An 18707-nucleotide genomic window follows, 5' to 3' on the forward strand; every position below is an offset into this window, starting at 1 on the left:
GGCGGGCGCCCCAGCCGCCTCACACGCTCTCCGCCTGGAACATCCAGTGGTGCTTCTCGAGATCGGCGGTGATCCCGATGAAGATGTCCTGGCTCACCGGATCCGGGTCACCCGTGGCCGTCACCCGTTCCCGCATCCGGGTGATCACCGCGCCCAGGGCGGCGACGAGGGTGCCCACCGCGTCGGCGTCCTTCACCCAGCCGCCCGCCACGGCACTGATCCCGCTGCCGGCCGCCACCGTCGCCGCACGTCCGTCCGGTGAGACGCCCAGCGCCGAGGCACGCTCCGCCACGGTGTCGGAGTGGGTGCGGGCGATGTCCACGACCTCGTCGAGTTGCAGGTGGACGGACCGGAAACGGGGCCCGACGACGTTCCAGTGGACCTGCTTGGCGACGAGCGACAGGTCGACCAGGTCGACGAGCGCGCCCTGCAACGCCTCCGAGACGGTCTTCAGATCGGCGTCGGACAGGGGACTCTTGACGACGTACATCGGTACCTCCGGTGGTTGGCCCCCGAGATGCCCCTCCACGATGACCTCGGCGCCCCGCCCCGGCAAACGGACGACGGACGCGAAAAACCCCGACCGCACCTTCCCCGGGTCTCCCCGAAGAAGCCCCGGCCGGGGCCTCACACATGCTTTCCTACGTGCCTGTGTCGCGTCACACGCCCACGCGTCACACGCCCGTGCGCGTGAATGTCACGCGGCGACCACGTCCACCGCCTCGGCAGGGGCCTTGATGGTCACCCGCTCCGGTGGCACACCGGTCACCGACACGGAACCCAGCATCGGACGAACCGACGCCGGTACAGGCTCGCGGGGGGTGGCGGCAGCAGACTGAGCCAGCTCGGCGAGAGCGAGCTCGTCGCTCACTTCTCGCATGAGCTCGGACATCCGTACGTCCAGCGCGTCGCAGATGGCGGAGAGCAGCTCGGAGGAAGCCTCCTTCTGCCCCCGCTCCACCTCGGAGAGATAGCCGAGTGAGACTCGGGCGGACGAGGAGACTTCGCGCAGAGTACGGCCCTGGCGCTGGCGCTGCCGACGCAGCACGTCACCCAGCAGGCGACGGAGCAGAATCATCGGTGGCTCCCTCCTCGGACCGCGTAGCCGCATCCTTCACGCCCCACCGTACCGCCTTGCGCTGCGGCCGTGCGGGGAGCGATGTCGTGTTCACTCAGGGCTGCAAACATCAAAACCCCCCGTTCTGTTCCGTATCCTGTGCCCGCTCATTCCCGGTGTGTTCGCCCGCAAGCTCTGTCAGGAGCAGTGCGAGTACGCTCCGTACACTCTCTCTACGAATTTCCGCCCGGTCGCCGTTCAACCGCAGGGCCTCCACTTTTCCGCCGCCGGCAGAACCGGAAGCCGCCCGGAACGGGCCGTCCACCGCCACGAAAACCGTCCCCACCGGCTGTCCGTCCTGTGGATCGGGGCCGGCGACGCCCGTGGTCGCGATGCCCCAGTCGGCTCCCAGCGCCTTCCGCACGCCGACGGCCATCTGGGCCGCGACCTGCGCGTCCACGGCACCGCGCGCGGCCAGCAGGTCCGCGTCCACCGCGAGCAGTCCGTGCTTGAGGTCGGTGGCGTAGGCGGTGACGGAACCGCGGAAGACCTTGGACGCGCCGGGGACCGAGGTGATCTCCGCCGCGACCAGGCCACCGGTCAGCGATTCAGCCACGGCGAGCGTCGCTCCGTTCACCGTGAGTAGTCGCACCACGTCGGTGGCCGGGGAATTCACGCCTGCGTCTCCTCCGACGCGGCCTTGCGCTCGGCGATTCCCTGCCTGCGCAGCACTACGGCCTGCCTTATGTAGTCGAGCCCGGTCACCACGGTCAGGACGACCGCCGCGGCCATCACCCACCACCTCAGGGTGGCCAGCCAGCCCGTGAGCGCCAGGACGTACATCCCGACCGCCACGCCCTGCGTGAGCGTCTTCAGCTTGCCGCCCCGGCTCGCCGGGATGACGCCGTACCGGATGACCAGGAAACGCAGGAGCGTGATCCCGAGTTCCCGGCCGAGGATCACGATCGTCACCCACCACGGCAGGTCGCCGAGCGAGGAGAGGCAGATCAGCGCCGCTCCCATGATCGCCTTGTCGGCGATGGGGTCGGCGATCTTCCCGAAGTCGGTGACGAGGTTGTACGTCCGCGCGATGTGCCCGTCGAACAGGTCGGTGATCATGGCGATCGCGAAGGCCGCCCAGGCGAACGCGCGCCATGCCGGGTCGTAGCCGCCGTCGGCCAGCATCAGCGCGACGAAGCCGGGCACCAGGATCAGCCGAAGCATCGTCAGCAGATTGGCGATGTTCCAGACGCTCGCCTGATTGACCGCGGCGGCCGCCAGCTTCGCGCCCCTCGGCGGCCTGCCGGCATCCTCCGGATCGACGATCGCGGCCGCATCGGCAGTCACCTCGGAGGGAACCACCACGGCGCCCGCCGCCGGTGCGGCCTGCGAAGCCTGGGGACCCGGTGAGGTCTGCGAAGCCGGTGAAGCCTGCGAGGAGCCGCCCGCAGCCGATGCCGGAACACCCGTCATCTGCCCGCCTCCTCGCTACACCCGAACGAGCCCGGCAGGGGCTCGGCCACCAGGTCGACACCTTCGGTACCGACCACCTTCGCCTCGACCATACGACCGACGCTCAGGTTTCCGCCCGATGTGAGCAGCACCTGTCCGTCCGTCTCCGGAGCCTGGTGCTCCCCGCGGCCGTACACGCCCTCCTCGTCCACCGACTCGACCAGCACGTGCACGGTCTCGCCGACCCGCTCCTCGGCCCGCTGCGAGACGAGCTCCTCGGCGAGCCGGGAGACCCGGGCGAGGCGTTCGGCCACGACGTCCACGTCGAGCTTGCCGTCGTATGTCGCGGCCTCGGTGCCGTCCTCGTCGGAGTAGCCGAAGACGCCGATCGCGTCGAGGCGAGCCCCGTTCAGGAAGCGCTCCAGCTCGGCCACGTCGGCCTCGGACTCACCGGGGAAGCCCACGATGAAGTTGGAGCGCACACCCGCCTGGGGCGCCTTGCTCCGGATGGTGTCGAGCAGTTCCAGGAAGCGATCGGTGTCGCCGAAGCGGCGCATCGCGCGCAGCACGCCGGGCGCCGAGTGCTGGAAGGACAGGTCGAAGTAGGGCGCGATCTTCGGCGTCGAGGTCAGCACGTCGATCAGGCCGGGCCGCATCTCGGCCGGCTGGAGGTAGCTGACCCGCACCCGCTCGAGGCCGTCGACCTCCGCCAGCTCGGGCAGCAGCGACTCCAGCAGCCGGATGTCGCCGAGGTCCTTGCCGTAGGAGGTGTTGTTCTCGGAGACCAGCATGATCTCCTTGACGCCCTGCTCGGCCAGCCACCGCGTCTCGTTCAGCACGTCGCTCGGCCGCCGCGAGATGAAGGAGCCGCGGAAGGACGGGATGGCGCAGAAGGAGCAGCGCCGGTCGCAGCCGGAGGCGAGCTTGACCGAGGCGACCGGGGCGCCGTCGAGCCGGCGGCGCAGGGGCGCGCGGGGGCCGGAGGCCGGGGCGACACCCTCGGGAAGGTCGTTCGGCCCGTGGCCGGGCAGGGCCACCGAGGCGGCCGACTCCTGCCGCTCCGCCGGGCTGATCGGCAGCAGCTTGCGCCGGTCGCGCGGGGTGTGGGAGGCGTGGATGCCGCCGTTCAGGATGGTCTGGAGGCGGTCGGAGATGTCGGAGTAGTCGTCGAAGCCGAGCACACCGTCGGCCTCGGGCAGGGCGTCGGCGAGTTCCTTGCCGTACCGCTCGGCCATGCAGCCCACCGCCACGACGGCCTGGGTTCTGCCATGCCCCTTGAGGTCGTTGGCCTCCAGCAGGGCGTCGACGGAGTCCTTCTTGGCGGCGTCGACGAAGCCGCAGGTGTTGACGACGGCTACGTCCGCGTCTTCGGCGTCCTCCACGAGCTGCCAGCCGTCCGCCTCCAAACGGCCTGCGAGCTCCTCCGAGTCCACCTCGTTACGGGCGCAGCCAAGGGTGACGAGTGCGACGGTACGGCGTTCAGGCATGGGCTCAAGACTACTTTGTCCCACCGACACCGAACGTCGACGGGGTTGGCGATCTTCGCCAACCCCGTACACCCGAAGGCACGCCTGGCCTATCCGACCTTGGGGTCGCCCTTCGTGTACGTCAGCCGCTCCACGGCGCCGGGCCGGAAATCGTCGTCGAGCTTCTTGCCGTTGACGTAGAGATCGATCGCGCCGGCGTCGCCGAGGACGAGGTTGATCTTCTCGCTGTCCTGGAAGGTCTTGGAGTCGCCCTGCTTGAGCAGGCCGTCGAAGAGCAGCCGGCCGTTGTGGTCCTTGGCAGCGACCCAGCTGCGGCCGTCCGCGGCACTGACCTGGACGGTCACCTTGTCCTGGGGGGCCGCGGCGATGGCGCTGTCGGAGGGTTCGGGCTTCTTGTCGACGGGCTTGTCGGTCTTCGTCGTGGGTGAGGCGGTCTTGCCGGTCGCGGGGGTGGCGCCCTCGGCGACCTGTTCCTTCGACCCGTCGTCGTCCCCGCCCGTGAAGGCGGTGAAGCCGACGAAGCCGACCACGGCGACGATCGCGGCGACCATGGCCGCGGTCCAGTTCGGCCCGCGCCGCTCGGGTCGGATACGTTCCGCCTCGAAGAGGGGCGCGGCCGGGGTCGGTGCCGGACGGCCGCCGTGGGTGTCGTCGTACCGCTCGATCAGCGGGGCGGGGTCGAGGTGGACGGCCCTGGCCAGGGTCCGGATGTGCCCGCGGGCATAGACGTCCCCGCCGCAGGCGGCGAAGTCGTCGGACTCGATGGCGTGGACGATGGCGATGCGGACCCGGGTGGCGGAACTGACGTCATCGACGGTCAGCCCCGCCGTGATGCGGGCCTGCTTCAGGGCGCGGCCGATGGAGAAGGGGGCTTCCTCGGACGGGTCTTCGAACGGACGCTCGTCTTCAGGGGAGTTGCCGATGGACACGGGGGCGCCTTTCGAGCGTATAGCCACCTGTGCTGGAGGTTCAGTCTAGGGGGGGTGCCAAAGGGAGGGGCAACCGGGCGGTACGACTTTGTACGCCATCGGTATGGCCGGTCACACCGATGACGGGCCGGTTACGGCCCCGGCGGGGAGCCGCACCTGTCCTCTCGCTCAACTGGACGTATGCCAAAGGGAAACGGTTGCCCACTGCTCTCTAACGGGTGAGTCACGGCCGGCCGCCCCTTCCCTGACTGACGTCTACCCCCCAGAATCCCCCCGGATCACGGCGAGCACGCCGTCCAGCTCGTCCGGTTTCACGAGAACGTCACGCGCCTTGGAACCCTCGCTGGGCCCGACGATGTTCCGCGACTCCATGAGGTCCATCAGCCGACCGGCCTTGGCGAAGCCGACGCGCAGCTTGCGCTGGAGCATGGACGTCGATCCGAACTGGGTGGAGACGACCAGTTCGGCCGCCTGGCACAGCAGGTCGAGGTCGTCGCCGATGTCCTCGTCGATCTCCTTCTTCTGCTTGGTGCCCACGGTGACGTCGTCCCGGAAGACCGGCGCCATCTGGTCCTTGCAGTGCTGTACGACGGCCGCGACCTCGGCCTCGGTCACGAAGGCGCCCTGCATACGGGTCGGCTTGTTCGCGCCCATCGGCAGGAACAGTCCGTCACCCTTGCCGATCAGTTTCTCGGCGCCCGGCTGGTCGAGGATGACGCGCGAGTCGGCGAGCGAGGAGGTGGCGAAGGCGAGCCGCGAGGGCACGTTCGCCTTGATCAGGCCGGTGACGACGTCGACCGACGGGCGCTGGGTGGCGAGCACCAGGTGGATGCCGGCCGCGCGCGCGAGCTGCGTGATGCGCACGATCGAGTCCTCGACGTCACGCGGCGCGACCATCATCAGGTCGGCGAGCTCGTCGACGATCACCAGCAGGTAGGGGTACGGCTGAAGCTCGCGCTCGCTGCCCTCGGGCGGCTTGACCTTGCCGTTCCTTATGGCCGCGTTGAAGTCGTCGATGTGCCGGAAGCCGTACGCCGCCAGGTCGTCGTAGCGCAGATCCATCTCCCGTACGACCCACTGCAACGCCTCGGCGGCCCGCTTCGGGTTGGTGATGATCGGCGTGATCAGGTGGGGGATGCCCTCGTAGGCGGTCAGCTCGACGCGCTTGGGGTCGATCAGGACCAGCCGCACGTCCTCCGGGGTCGCGCGGACCATGATCGACGTGATCAGGCAGTTGATGCAGGACGACTTTCCGGAACCGGTGGCTCCGGCCACCAGGACGTGCGGCATCTTCGCCATGTTGGCCATCACGTAGCCGCCCTCGACGTCCTTGCCGAGCGCCACCAGCATCGGGTGGTCGTCCTCGGCCGCGTCCGCGAGCCGCAGCACGTCGCCGAGGTTGACCATCTCCCGGTCGGTGTTCGGGATCTCGATGCCGACCGCGGACTTGCCGGGGATCGGGCTGATGATCCGCACGTCGGGGCTGGCGACGGCGTACGCGATGTTCTTCGCCAGCGCGGTGATCCGCTCGACCTTCACGGCCGGGCCGAGCTCGATCTCGTAGCGGGTGACCGTCGGCCCGCGCGTGAAGCCCGTGACGGCCGCGTCGACCTTGAACTCGGTGAAGACGTTCGTCAGCGAGGCGACGACGGCGTCGTTGGCCGCGCTGCGCGCCTTGCCGGGCCCGCCGCGCTCCAGGAGGTCGAGGGAGGGCAGCGAGTAGGTGATGTCGCCGGACAGCTGGAGCTGCTCCGCGCGCGGCGGGAGCTCGCGCGGCTCCTGGGGGGCCGACTTGGTCAGGTCGGGGACCGCTCCCCCACCCGTCTTGAGCTTCTGCTGCCTGGGCCGGGAGGCCGGGGCGGGAACGGGCGTCGGCGTGGTCGGCTCCCCGTCGCCGCCGCTCACCCCCTGGGTGAGGTCGGCGACGATCCGCGAGGGCGGCATGCCGTGCAGGACGGCGCCGTCGAGGTCGGCCGCGGCGGCCGCGGCGATGTCCACGGCGTCCAGTCGCCGGTCCATGGCCGGCTGCGGCACCGCGGAGCGCCTGGGGCGGCCGCGCCGCCGGGAGAGCGCCTCCTGCTCGGCGTCCTCGGCGTCGTACGCCCCGGCGGCGCCCGAGCGCCGGCGGGGGCGCCCGGGCAGCGCCTCGCGCCACTGCTCGTCGTAGCGCTCGTCGTCGTCGAGGTCGTCGTACTCGTCCGCCGCCGGGTCGTGCAGCACCCCCAGCCGCACCCCGAGCTGCCGCAGCCGCTGCGGGACGGCGTTGACCGGGGTCGCCGTGACAACCAGCAGCCCGAAGACCGTGAGCAGCACCAGCAGCGGTACGGCGAGAACCTCGCCCATGGTGTAAGTCAGCGGGGTAGCCGCGCCCCAGCCGATGAGTCCGCCCGCGTCCCTTATCGCCTGCATGCCGTGGCTGCGGGCGGGCGCGCCGCAGGCGATGTGGACCTGGCCGAGCACGCCGATGACGAGCGCGGACAGGCCGATCACGATACGGCCGTTGGCCTCGGGCTTCTCGGGGTGCCGGACGAAGCGCACCGCGATGACCGCCAGCAGGATCGGCACCAGCAGGTCGAGCCGCCCGAAGGAGCCGGTCACCAGGATCTCGACGAGATCGCCGACAGGGCCGCGCAGGTCGGCCCAGGTCCCCGCGGCGACGATCAGCGCGAGGCCGAACAGCAGCAGCGCGACGCCGTCCTTGCGGTGCGCCGGGTCGAGGTTCTTCGCGCCGTTCCCTATGCCGCGGAACACGGCGCCGACGGCGTGCGCCAGTCCGAGCCAGATGGCGCGCACCAGCCGGTAGACGCCCCCTGTGGGACTGGGCGCCGGCGCGGGCACGGGTTTCCTGGCCGCGGCTTTCCTGGCGGGCGCCTTCTTCGCCGGGGCCTTTTTGGCGGCGGCCCTCTTCGCCGGAGCCTTCGCGGGAGCAGCCGCCTTCTTGGCGGGTTGCTTCTTGGCTGCGGACGGACGTGAGGCCATGGGTGTGAGGTTACCGGTGGAGACCACAACGGACACGTGTGCCCACTGCTTCACCCGTTCGTGTCGCCCTCGCGAAGGCGCGGAACTGACACGTCGGCCTTCGGTGGAGGTGGAACTGACGCGCCCTCACGCACAACTCGATGCGTCGCACGCGTCAGTTCCGTTCAGTTCGGTGACGGCAACGCGGCCGTGCCGCTGCCGGTGCCCGGCTCCAGGGCGTCCAGCGCCCGGCGCAGACCGGTGAGTTTGCGCTCCAGGTGTGCCGCCGTGGCCACCGCCGCCGCGTCCGCGGACTCGTCGTCCAACTGCTTGGACAGGGCCTCGGCCTGCTCCTCGACGGCAGCGAGCCGCGCGGAGAGCTCGGCGAGCAGCCCCGCGGACTCCTTGACGCCACCGCCCGCGGCGGCCTTGACGCCGCCACCCTCCAACTGCAACCGCAGCAGCGCCGCCTGTTCGCGCAGCTGGCAGTTCTTCATGTACAGCTCGACGAACACCGAGACCTTCGCGCGCAGCACCCACGGGTCGAACGGCTTGGAGATGTAATCCACCGCACCGGCCGCGTACCCGCGGAAGGTGTGGTGCGGCCCGTGGTTGATCGCGGTGAGGAAGATGATCGGGATGTCCCTGGTCCGCTCCCGCCGCTTGATGTGCGCGGCCGTCTCGAAGCCGTCCATTCCCGGCATCTGAACATCCAGCAGAATGACCGCGAAGTCGTCCGTCAGCAGTGCTTTCAGCGCCTCTTCCCCGGACGATGCCCGCACCAGCGTCTGATCGAGCGCAGAGAGGATCGCCTCCAGCGCCAGCAGATTCTCCGGCCGGTCATCGACCAGGAGGATCTTGGCCTTCTGCACCATGGCCCGCCCTCCTCGCCCCGGCAGTGCACCGGGCGCCGCCCCTGGGGACGACTCCTTTGCGCCGCCCTTCCTTGTGCCGGTCATGGTAGCCGCACCCCGACCGTCGCCACACCCTGTCACCGTGATGTCACTGTGCACGTAGCAGGAACGCAGCAGGAGACCAGAAGGTTCCCCGAATTCCGCCCCACTACACGACAGCGGACACCCTGAGTCAGCAACTCCGGGCGCCTCCCGAAGGTTCCCGTCACGCCGCAGGTCCCCTCACTCGTCCCGCATCCACTTCACTCGTCCCGCATCCACTGCCGCATCACCGACAGCAGGTGATCGGGGTCGACCGGCTTCGTCACGTAGTCGGAGGCACCCGACTCGATCGCCTTCTCCCGGTCGCCCTTCATCGCCTTCGCGGTCAGCGCGATGATCGGCAGCCCGGAGAACTGCGGCATCCTGCGGATGGCCGTGGTCGTCGCGTAGCCGTCCATCTCGGGCATCATGATGTCCATCAGGACGACCGCCACGTCGTCGTGCTGCTCAAGCACCTCGATGCCCTCACGGCCGTTCTCCGCGTACAGCACCGACAGTCCGTGCTGCTCCAGGACGCTGGTCAGCGCGAACACGTTGCGGATGTCGTCGTCGACGATCAGCACCTTCTCACCGCCGAACCGGATGCCCACGTGCGCGTGCGCCGCCGTCTCCTGCGCGCGGGCCGGCCACTGCTCCGGCCGTCCCACCTGCTCGCCGCCGCTCACCAGGCGGCGCCGGCGCCGGAAGAGAGCCGCAGGCCCGTTCTGCGCGTCCTGGTACGACCGCACCTCGGCCGGCATCTCGATCTCCGCGTCGGACAGCTCCGACAGCTCACGCACCCCGTTCTCCGAGGCCACCAGGTCACCGGCCTCCAGGGCCGGCACGACCTGCTGATAGCCCTGCGGAGGCAGCTCACTGGGGTGCAGCGGCAGGTAGAGCGTGAACGTCGAGCCACGGCCCGTCTCGCTCTGCGCGTGGATCTCACCGCCGAGCAACTGCGCGATCTCCCGCGAGATCGACAACCCGAGGCCGGTACCGCCGTACTTACGGCTGGTGGTGCCGTCGGCCTGCTTGAACGCCTCGAAGATCACCCGCATCTTGCTCGCGGCGATCCCGATGCCGGTGTCGGTCACCGAGAACGCGATCAGCGGCGCGTCCGCGTCGGTCAGCGAACCCGCCTCCAGCAACTGCTCCCGGATCGCCACCGGCACCTCCGCCCCGGCCGGCCGGATGACCAGCTCGACCGACCCGGAGTCGGTGAACTTCACCGCGTTGGACAGCAGGTTGCGCAGCACCTGGAGCAGCCGCTGCTCGTCGGTGTGCAGCGTGGCCGGCAGCTCCGGCGACACCCGCACGGACAGGTCGAGGCCCTTCTCCGCGGTCAGCGGACGGAAGGTGGCCTCCACGTAGTCGACCAGCTGGACCAGCGCGATACGCGTCGGCGAGACGTCCATCTTGCCCGCCTCGACCTTCGACAGGTCGAGGATGTCGTTGATCAGCTGGAGCAGGTCCGACCCCGCGCCATGGATCGTCTCGGCGAACTCGACCTGCTTCGGCGTCAGGTTGGTGTCCGCGTTGTCGGCGAGCAGCTTGGCCAGGATCAGCAGCGAGTTGAGCGGTGTGCGCAGCTCGTGCGACATGTTGGCGAGGAACTCGCTCTTGTACCGCATCGACACCGCGAGCTGCTCGGCACGCTCCTCCAGGACCTGCCGCGCCTCCTCGATCTCGGTGTTCTTCACCTCGATGTCGCGGTTCTGCTGGGCCAGCAGCTCGGCCTTCTCCTCCAGTTCGGCGTTGGACGCCTGAAGGGCCTTCTGCCGCTGCTCCAACTCGGCCGACCGCTCCCGCAGTTGCTCGGTCAGCTCCTGCGATTGCTTCAGCAGCTGCTCCGTCTTGGTGTTGACGGAGATCGTGTTGACGCTGGTCGCGATCATCTCGGCCAGCTGGTTGAGGAAGTCCTTCTGGATCTGCGTGAACGGCGTGAACGACGCCAGCTCGATCACCCCGAGCACCTGGCCCTCGAACAGCACCGGCAACACGATCACCTGCGCGGGCGGCGCCTCGCCGAGCCCCGAGGAGATCTTCAGATAGCCGGTCGGGGCGTTCGCGACGAGAATCGTCCGCTTCTCCTCCGCCGCCGTCCCGACCAGCGCCTCACCGGGCCGAAACGACGTCGGCATGGAGCCCATCGAGTAGCCGTACGAGCCCAGCATCCGCAGCTCGTACAGGTCCGTGCCGCCTTCGGCCGGCGGCATCGCCAGGAAGAACGCACCGTGCTGCGCGGCCACCAGGGGCGGCAGCTCGCTCATGATCAGCGAGGCCACGTCCTGGAGGTCGCGCCGGCCCTGCATCAGGGCGGACACGCGCGCGAGGTTGCCCTTGAGCCAGTCCTGCTCCTTGTTGGCGATCGTGGTGTCGCGCAGGTTGGCGATCATCTTGTTGATGTAGTCCTGGAGTTCCTGGATCTCCCCGGACGCGTCCACGTCGATCTTCAGGTTCAGGTCACCGCGGGTCACCGCGGTCGCCACGCGCGCGATGGCACGCACCTGCCGGGTCAGGTTCCCGGCCATCTCGTTCACGGACTCGGTCAGGTCGCGCCAGGTGCCGTCGACGTCACGCACGCGTGCCTGACCGCCCAGCTGCCCCTCGGTACCCACCTCGCGGGCGACCCGGGTGACCTCCTCGGCGAACGACGACAGCTGGTCGACCATCGTGTTGATGGTCGTCTTCAGCTCGAGGATCTCCCCGCGCGCGTCGATGTCGATCTTCTTCGTCAGGTCACCCTTGGCGATGGCCGTCGTGACCATGGCGATGTTGCGCACCTGACCGGTCAGGTTGGACGCCATGCCGTTCACCGAGTCGGTGAGGTCCTTCCACGTGCCCGCCACACCCGGCACATGCGCCTGCCCGCCCAGGATGCCGTCCGTGCCCACCTCACGGGCCACCTTGGTGACCTGCTCGGCGAACGAGCTCAGCGTCTTCACCATGGTGTTGAAGGTGTCGGCGAGTTGCTGGACCTCACCGCGCGCCTCGATCGTCACCTGCCGCGTCAGGTCGCCGTTGGCGACGGCCGCAGCGACCTGGGAGATGTTGCGCACCTGCATGGTCAGGTTCTTGGCCATCAGGTTGACGTTGCCGCTGAGGTCCTTCCAGATGCCCGTGACGCCGGGCACGTGCGCCTGGCCACCCAGGATGCCCTCGGTGCCCACCTCGCGGGCCACCCGGGTCACCTGCTCGGCGAACGACGACAGCTGGTCCACCATCGTGTTGACGGTGGTGACGAGCTCCAGGATCTCGCCCTTGGCGTCGACCGTGATCTTCTTCGACAGATCGCCCTTGGCGACCGCGGTCGTGACCTCGGCGATCTGACGCACCTGGATCGTCAGGTTGTTCGCCATGAAGTTCACCGACTGGGTGAGGTCCTTCCAGGTCCCGGAGACACCCTGCACCTCGGCCTGTCCGCCGAGCTGCCCCTCCGTACCCACCTCGCGGGCGACCCGCGTGACCTCCTGGGCGAACGACGACAGCTGGTCGACCATCGTGTTCAGCGTGTTCTTCAGCTCGAGGATCTCCCCGCGCGCGTCCACGGTGATCTTCTGCGACAGGTCACCGCGGGCCACGGCGGTGGCGACCTGGGCGATGTTGCGCACCTGGGCGGTGAGGTTGCCGGCCATGCCGTTCACCGAGTCCGTCAGGTCCCGCCACACACCGGCCACGCCGGGCACCTGCGCCTGCCCGCCGAGCCGGCCCTCGGTTCCCACGTCCCGCGCCACCCGGGTCACCTGGTCGGCGAAGGCCGAGAGCTGGTCGACCATCGTGTTGATGGTGTTCTTCAGCTCGAGGATCTCCCCGCGCGCGTCCACGTCGATCTTCTGCGACAGGTCCCCACGGGCCACGGCCGTCGTCACCTGCGCGATGTTGCGCACCTGGGAGGTCAGGTTCCCGGCCATCGAGTTGACGGAGTCCGTCAACTCCTTCCAGGTGCCCGACACACCGTCCACCCGCGCCTGACCGCCCAGCCGGCCCTCGGTACCCACGTCCCGGGCCATCCGGGTCACCTGGTCGGCGAACGACGACAGCTGGTCCACCATCGTGTTCACGGTGTTCTTCAGCTGGGCCATCTCACCGGAGACGTCCACCGTGACCTTCTGCGACAGATCACCGTTGGCCACGGCCGTGGTGACCTGCGCGATGTTCCTCACCTGTCCGGTGAGATTTCGGAACGCCGTGTTGACGGAGTCCGTCAGGTCCTTCCACGTTCCGGCCGCGCCCGACACCTGCGCCTGACCGCCCAGCTCGCCCTCGACCCCGATCTCCCGCGCCACGCGCGTCACCTCGGCGCCGAAGGCCGACAGCTGGTCGACCATCCCGTTGACGGTGTTCTTCAGCTCCAGCATCTCGCCGGCCACGTCCACCGTGACCTTCTGCGACAGATCTCCGCTGGCCACGGCCGTCGTCACGGCCGCGATGTCCCGCACCTGCGTCGTGAGGTTCCTGAAGACGGTGTTGACGGAGTCCGTGAGGTCCTTCCAGGTGCCCGCCGCCCCCGGCACGTTCGCCTGGCCGCCCAGCTGCCCCGCGGCTCCCACCTCGTTGGCCACGCGCGTGACCTCGTCCGCGAAGGTCCGCAGCGTCTCGGTCATCTGGTTGATCGTGTCCGCGAGCTGCGCGACCTCACCGCGCGCCGACACCGTCACCTTCTGCGACAGGTCACCGTTGGCGACCGCCGTGGTCACCTCCGCGATGCCACGCACCTGGGCCGTCAGGTTGCCGGCCATGGTGTTCACCGAGTCGGTGAGCTCTTTCCACACCCCGTCCACGCCGGACACCTGCGCCTGACCGCCCAGGATGCCCTCGGTGCCCACCTCACGGGCCACCCGCGTCACCTCGGACGAGAACGCGGAGAGCTGGTCCACCATCGTGTTGACGGTGTTCTTCAGCTCGAGCATCTCGCCCTCGACGTGAACCGTCACCTTCCGGGACAGATCACCCTTGGCCACGGCCGTCGTCACCAACGCGATGTCCCGCACCTGGGCCGTCAGCCGGTACGCCATCGTGTTGACGGACTCGGTGAGGTCCTTCCATGAACCGGACATACCGCGCACCTGGGCCTGACCGCCCAGCTTGCCCTCGGTCCCCACCTCACTGGCCACCCGCGTGACCTCGTCGGTGAACGTGGAGAGCTGGTCGACGAGGTTGTTGACCGTCCGCCCGACCTTCAGGAACTCACCGCGCAGCGGATGCCCGGTCCCCTCCGGCGTGTGCGTCCTGAGCTCCATCCGCGGCGACAGATCACCCTCGGCGACCGCCGACAGCACCCGCCCGACCTCGGAAACAGGCCGTACGAGGTCGTCGACCAGCGCGTTCGAGTTGTCGACGGCCGTCGCCCAGGAACCCTCGCAGGCGCCCGTCTCCAGCCGCTCGGTGAGCTTTCCCTCACGTCCCACCATGCGCCGGACCCGCGACAGCTCACCCGTGAGATGCAGATTCCGGTCCGCGACCTCGTTGAACACGGCCGCGATCTCCGACATCACGCCGTCCCCGGACACCGTGAGCCGCTTGCGGAAATTGCCGTCCCGCATGGAGCCGAGGGCTCCCAGCAGCCGGTGCAGGGCCGCTGTGTCCACGACGGTCGTCCCGCCGCGTGGTGTACGCGGCCTGCTCAGAGACTGTCCGCCTTTCGCGCGCGCCTTAGTGCCCCGCGTCGCTGCGCCAGACTCCACTTGTCCCTCCCACAGGGATCGACCGTTACCGCTGTGCCTGAGTGCTACTGCTCGCCCGACCTGTTGCCACTCGGCTTTCCGCCCGATGAAACCAGGCGGACCCGGGGGGCTGCTGCCCCCTGTACTCAGAAGACACCCAGTCTGCCCGGACCTTCACAAGAAGCTTGCCCAGTGTTTCACCCTTGCCGAACCAGGCCATAACAGTTCGGCAGCTTCGCACATCGTCCGCACACCCTCGGGCGGAAACACTGGCGACCGGCATCCGTAGGGGCCGGGAAGGTAAGTAACCTTGAATGCGGCTGTCCAGCCACGCCGGTCCGACCGGCCTGGGCGGTGGCACGAGCACGAGCGGGCATCGGAGGGGCGGCCGCACACATGACCACCGGACTGATCCCGGGGGGACAGACCCCGGACCCCCGGCCTTCCAGCACGCGCCCGCCCCACCAGCGAGGCGACCTGACCGGCCAGGGAGCCCTGCACGTCGACGACCGGCCGAGGAGTTCAGTGATCACCGCGCGCGCGGCTGCCAGCTTCGAGCCCGTCGGGAGATCCGTGGCGACCGCCCGCTCCTTCGTCCGCGACACCCTCCAGGGCTGGGGCTTCGCCGACATCATCGACGACGCCGTCGTCCTCACCAGCGAACTGGTGACCAACGCGGTCGTCCACGCGGGCACCCACGCCGACGTCCTGTGTCTGCGCAGCGCCGACGGCGTACGCATCGAGGTGTCCGACCGGTATCCGGAACGTGAGATTCCCCTCCAGGGTTCCCTCGCCACCATGGGCAGTCCGGACCGCGAAGGCGGCCGCGGCCTCCAGTTGTGCGCGGCCATCGCCGGCCGCTGGGGCGTCGAGTACACCCCCACCCACAAACAGGTCTGGTTCCAGCTCGCCCTCCCCGACCGCCCGGTCGGCACCCGCACGGCCGGCCCGTCCCTCCCGGCCGACCTCCTCCCGCTCGCCGACAGCCGGGTGCGCGTGGCGGTCATCCAGATCGACCGTACGGGCGCCATCTCGGCCTGGAACGAGGACGCCGAGGAGCTCTTCGGCTATTCAGCCGACCAGGTCACCGGCAAGCCCCTCACCGACCTCGCCGCCTGGCCGCACACGCCCGGCACCAGCACCGGCATCGTCGAGGCCCTCCAGCTCTCCCGCTGGGAGGGCAGCTACGGCATCCGCGGCGCCAACGGCCGTGTCACGCCCGTGTACGCCTCCCACCTCCGCGTCCGCGACACCGACGGCGAGCCCTCCACGGTCTGCCTGCTCGTCCGCGACCACGAGCGCGCGGTCCTCCAGACCCCTTCGCGCGGCCCGGCCTCCGACTCGGCCACCACCTCGGACGGCCAGAACACCGATCCCTTCGAGGTGTTCATCGGCTCCCCGGCCCCGGACGACCTCGACGGTCTCCTCCAGCGCACGGTGGAGCGCGCCCGCGACATGCTCGACGGTGACTCCGCCTTCCTCCTCCTGGCGACCGACGACGAGACGGAGCTGGAGGTCCGCGCCTCCACGGGCCTGCCCTCCGCCCGCCAGCGCTTCGCGCGCGTCCCCGTCGAGGCGGGCCCCGGCCGCTACGGCTCGGCCCGCATGCCGGCCGTCCACGAGGATCTCCTGGCCGTCCCCGGAGCCGTACCCCTGCTGAACGGCACGGGCATGCGCTCGGTCGTCACGGTCCCGCTGAAGGTCGAGGGCCGGCTGACGGGCTCCCTCGGCGTCGCGGCGGAGGCTTCCGGCCGCTACTCCAACGAGGAGGCGCTGCGCCTGCAGTTCGCGGCCGACCGCATCGCCCTGGCCGTCGAGTCGGCCCGCCTCGGCGAGCTGGAACGCCTGCGCCGAGGCTCCCTCAGCTTCCTCGTCGAGGCCTCCGACCTCCTCGCGGGCACCCTGGACCGCGACCAGACCCTGGCCCTGATGGCCCAGATGACGGTTCCGACCCTGGCCACCTGGTGCGCGGTCTACACCATCGCCGACCAGGCGTCCGATCCCTACCTGTCGTACGTCCTGCACGAGGACGAGGAATTCATCGACGGCATCAAGTCATTGCTCTCGAAGATCCCACCGCCCGACCCGGTCCCCACCCCCGGCGCCCGGGTCTGGGCGGCCCCGGCCGCCGCTGCGCACGACGCGGCCCTGCGCAGCTCCATGCGCAGCCTGGGCCTGACCGGCGGCCCGACCCACCAGGTGGCGTCCGGCATCGGCCCCACGCTCGCCACCGCCTCGGCAGTGGGCGGCGAGACGGTCGTGCTCCCCCTGGTCGCCCGCAACCGCGTCATCGGCATGCTGACCCTCGGCAAGCCCACCGACGAACACTTCCGCCAGGAAATCCTGGAACTGGCCGAGGACTTGAGCCGCCGAGCGGCCCTCGCCCTCGACAACGCCCGCCTCTACTCCGAGCGCACGGCCATCAGCCAGGCCCTCCAGCGCAGCCTGCTGCCGCCGGAGCTCCCCGCGATCGACGGCGTCGAGGTCGAGGTCATCTACCGCGCGGCCGGCGAGGGCAACGAGGTCGGCGGTGACTTCTACGACGTCTTCCCGATCAGCGACGGCGCGTACGGCTTCGCCATCGGCGACGTCTGCGGCACGGGCCCGAACGCGGCGGCCGTGACCGGCCTGGCCCGCCACGCCCTGCGCCTCCTGGCACGCGAGGGCCTCAGCGGCCCGGCGGTCCTGGAGCGCCTCAACTCGGCCATCCTCGACGAGGGCGCCCGCAGCCGCTTCCTGACCCTCCTGTACGGCGAGATGCGTCCGCAGGAGGACGGCAGCGCCGAGCTGAAGGTGGTCTGCGCCGGCCACCCGCTACCCCTGCGCCTGCGCCAGGACGGCACCGTGGAGGCGGCCGCCGAACCGCAGCCGCTGCTGGGCGTCATGGAGGACCTGGAGCTCTACGAGCAGACGGTCACCCTCGACCCGGGCGACGTCCTCCTCTGCGTCACGGACGGCGTCACGGAGCGCCGTGAGGGCACCCGCATGCTGGGCGACGACGGCCTCGCCGACGTCCTCACCACCTGCACCGGTCTCACGGCCGGCGCGGTGGCGGCCCGCATCATGCGCGCGGTGGAACGCTTCGCGTCCGACGCCCCTTCCGACGACATGGCGATCCTGGCGATGCGAGTGGCGTGAGGAAGAGGAAGAGGAAGAACAGGACATGAAGAAAGCCCCCGCCCGGAAGGGCGGGGGCTTTCTTTGTGGAGCCCTCTAACGGAATCGAACCGTTGACCTTCTCCTTACCATGGAGACGCTCTACCGACTGAGCTAAGAGGGCCGGTCGCCTTTTCGAGGTTTCCCTCGCGGCAACAGAACAGATCGTACCCCGAACTGGCCGGTGTTCCCAAACTCGTTCAGAAGGCGGGTTGAAGCAGTCCGCCGAGTGCGTTGCAGGCGGACACGATCCGCTGCATGTCCCGCTTGGTCAGCGAGGCGTCCACGGGCAGCGCGAGGGTCTCGTCCGCCGCGAGCTCGGTCTCGGGCAACGACACACAGCGCCGGAAATCGGGCAGCCGGTGCAACGGAGTTTTCACCGGCACCCGGCAGTCGACTCCCTTTCCCCGCAAGGCGCGCGCGAAGGCGTCCCGGTCGGGCCGACCGTTCCCCGGCACCCGCACGACGTACTGCTGATACGTGTGCCCGTCGCCGCCGTCCGGCATCCGCACCCCACGCAATCGCCCGTCCAGGTAGGCCGCCCGCTCCCGACGCTGTGCGATCTCGTCGTACGGCGCCTCGGACTCCCCCTGTTCCAGCACCAGCAGCCCATGCCGCTGCCCCACCCCGTGCAACCGCCCCACATCCGCCGGCCGGCCGAAGCGGTGCACGACAACGACCGCCGCGGTGCGCGGAGTTACGACCGCTTCGACGGCGGCCGGGTCCAGGCAGTACGTCACCGGATCGACATCGGCGAACACCGGAAGCGCACCCGCCAGGGCGACCGCTCCGGCGACCTCCACATTCCCGAAGGCCGGCACGATGACCTCGTCACCGACTCCGACGCCTGCGGCCCTGAGCATTGCAGCAGTACCCATGCCGTGGATGCTGAAGGCGGAACATGAACTTCAAGTGGCCGAAAACAAAAAAGGGTTGGTCCCTGAACCGAAGTTCAGAGACCAACCCTTTGAATGATTGTTCGGCGGTGTCCTACTCTCCCACAGGGTCCCCCCTGCAGTACCATCGGCGCTGTAAGGCTTAGCTTCCGGGTTCGGAATGTAACCGGGCGT

11 protein-coding genes, 1 tRNA gene and 1 rRNA gene are annotated in these 18707 nt (G+C 69.6%); 1 reads left to right on the forward strand and 12 read right to left on the reverse strand.

The annotated features are described in order from the left end of the window. Positions 1–19 precede the first annotated feature (19 nt). The 9 genes from ACFVYS_RS06650 to ACFVYS_RS06690 form a co-directional block, all read right to left on the reverse strand. Positions 20–490 (reverse strand): Dps family protein, encoded by a 471-nt coding sequence (locus ACFVYS_RS06650; RefSeq protein ID WP_389499482.1) that lies wholly within the window; start codon positions 488–490, stop codon positions 20–22. 207 nt (positions 491–697) lie between these two features. After that, entirely contained in the window at positions 698–1078 is a 381-nt protein-coding gene (locus ACFVYS_RS06655; protein ID WP_020125026.1) for a helix-turn-helix domain-containing protein, read from the reverse strand. A gap of 109 nt (positions 1079–1187) precedes the next feature. Next, entirely contained in the window at positions 1188–1733 is a 546-nt protein-coding gene (locus ACFVYS_RS06660; protein ID WP_389499484.1) for a CinA family protein, read from the reverse strand. Then, positions 1730–2530: a CDP-diacylglycerol--glycerol-3-phosphate 3-phosphatidyltransferase gene (pgsA, locus tag ACFVYS_RS06665; RefSeq protein WP_389499485.1), complete on the reverse strand. Its 801-nt coding sequence runs from the start codon at positions 2528–2530 to the stop codon at positions 1730–1732. Before pgsA ends, ACFVYS_RS06660 begins: the two co-directional genes overlap by 4 nt. After that, on the reverse strand, positions 2527–3996 hold the full coding sequence (rimO, locus tag ACFVYS_RS06670; protein ID WP_389499487.1) for a 30S ribosomal protein S12 methylthiotransferase RimO: 1470 nt from the start codon (positions 3994–3996) through the stop codon (positions 2527–2529). Before rimO ends, pgsA begins: the two co-directional genes overlap by 4 nt. An 89-nt stretch (positions 3997–4085) precedes the next feature. After that, positions 4086–4925, reverse strand: coding sequence for a helix-turn-helix domain-containing protein (locus tag ACFVYS_RS06675; RefSeq protein WP_389499489.1), 840 nt, complete (start codon positions 4923–4925; stop codon positions 4086–4088). 255 nt (positions 4926–5180) lie between these two features. Beyond that, positions 5181–7904 (reverse strand): DNA translocase FtsK, encoded by a 2724-nt coding sequence (locus tag ACFVYS_RS06680; RefSeq protein ID WP_389499491.1) that lies wholly within the window; start codon positions 7902–7904, stop codon positions 5181–5183. Positions 7905–8068: 164 nt separating this feature from the next. After that, positions 8069–8758, reverse strand: coding sequence for a two-component system response regulator (locus tag ACFVYS_RS06685; RefSeq protein ID WP_389499493.1), 690 nt, complete (start codon positions 8756–8758; stop codon positions 8069–8071). A gap of 281 nt (positions 8759–9039) precedes the next feature. Continuing rightward, positions 9040–14502: a HAMP domain-containing protein gene (locus tag ACFVYS_RS06690; RefSeq protein ID WP_389499495.1), complete on the reverse strand. Its 5463-nt coding sequence runs from the start codon at positions 14500–14502 to the stop codon at positions 9040–9042. 375 nt (positions 14503–14877) lie between these two features. Here ACFVYS_RS06690 and ACFVYS_RS06695 point away from each other — a divergent pair, with 375 nt between their 5' ends. Then, entirely contained in the window at positions 14878–17619 is a 2742-nt protein-coding gene (locus tag ACFVYS_RS06695; RefSeq protein ID WP_389499497.1) for a SpoIIE family protein phosphatase, read from the forward strand. Positions 17620–17685: 66 nt separating this feature from the next. Here ACFVYS_RS06695 and ACFVYS_RS06700 read toward each other — a convergent pair. The 3 genes from ACFVYS_RS06700 to rrf form a co-directional block, all read right to left on the reverse strand. Then, positions 17686–17761, reverse strand: a tRNA-Thr gene (locus ACFVYS_RS06700). A gap of 76 nt (positions 17762–17837) precedes the next feature. Further along, positions 17838–18500 (reverse strand): DegT/DnrJ/EryC1/StrS family aminotransferase, encoded by a 663-nt coding sequence (locus tag ACFVYS_RS06705; RefSeq protein ID WP_389499511.1) that lies wholly within the window; start codon positions 18498–18500, stop codon positions 17838–17840. Between the two features lie 114 nt (positions 18501–18614). After that, positions 18615–18707: ribosomal RNA gene (rrf, locus tag ACFVYS_RS06710) — 5S ribosomal RNA — on the reverse strand; the annotation flags it as partial.

The sequence above is a fragment of the Streptomyces sp. NPDC058295 genome (assembly GCF_042880655.1).
Classification (GTDB): domain Bacteria; phylum Actinomycetota; class Actinomycetes; order Streptomycetales; family Streptomycetaceae; genus Streptomyces; species Streptomyces coriariae.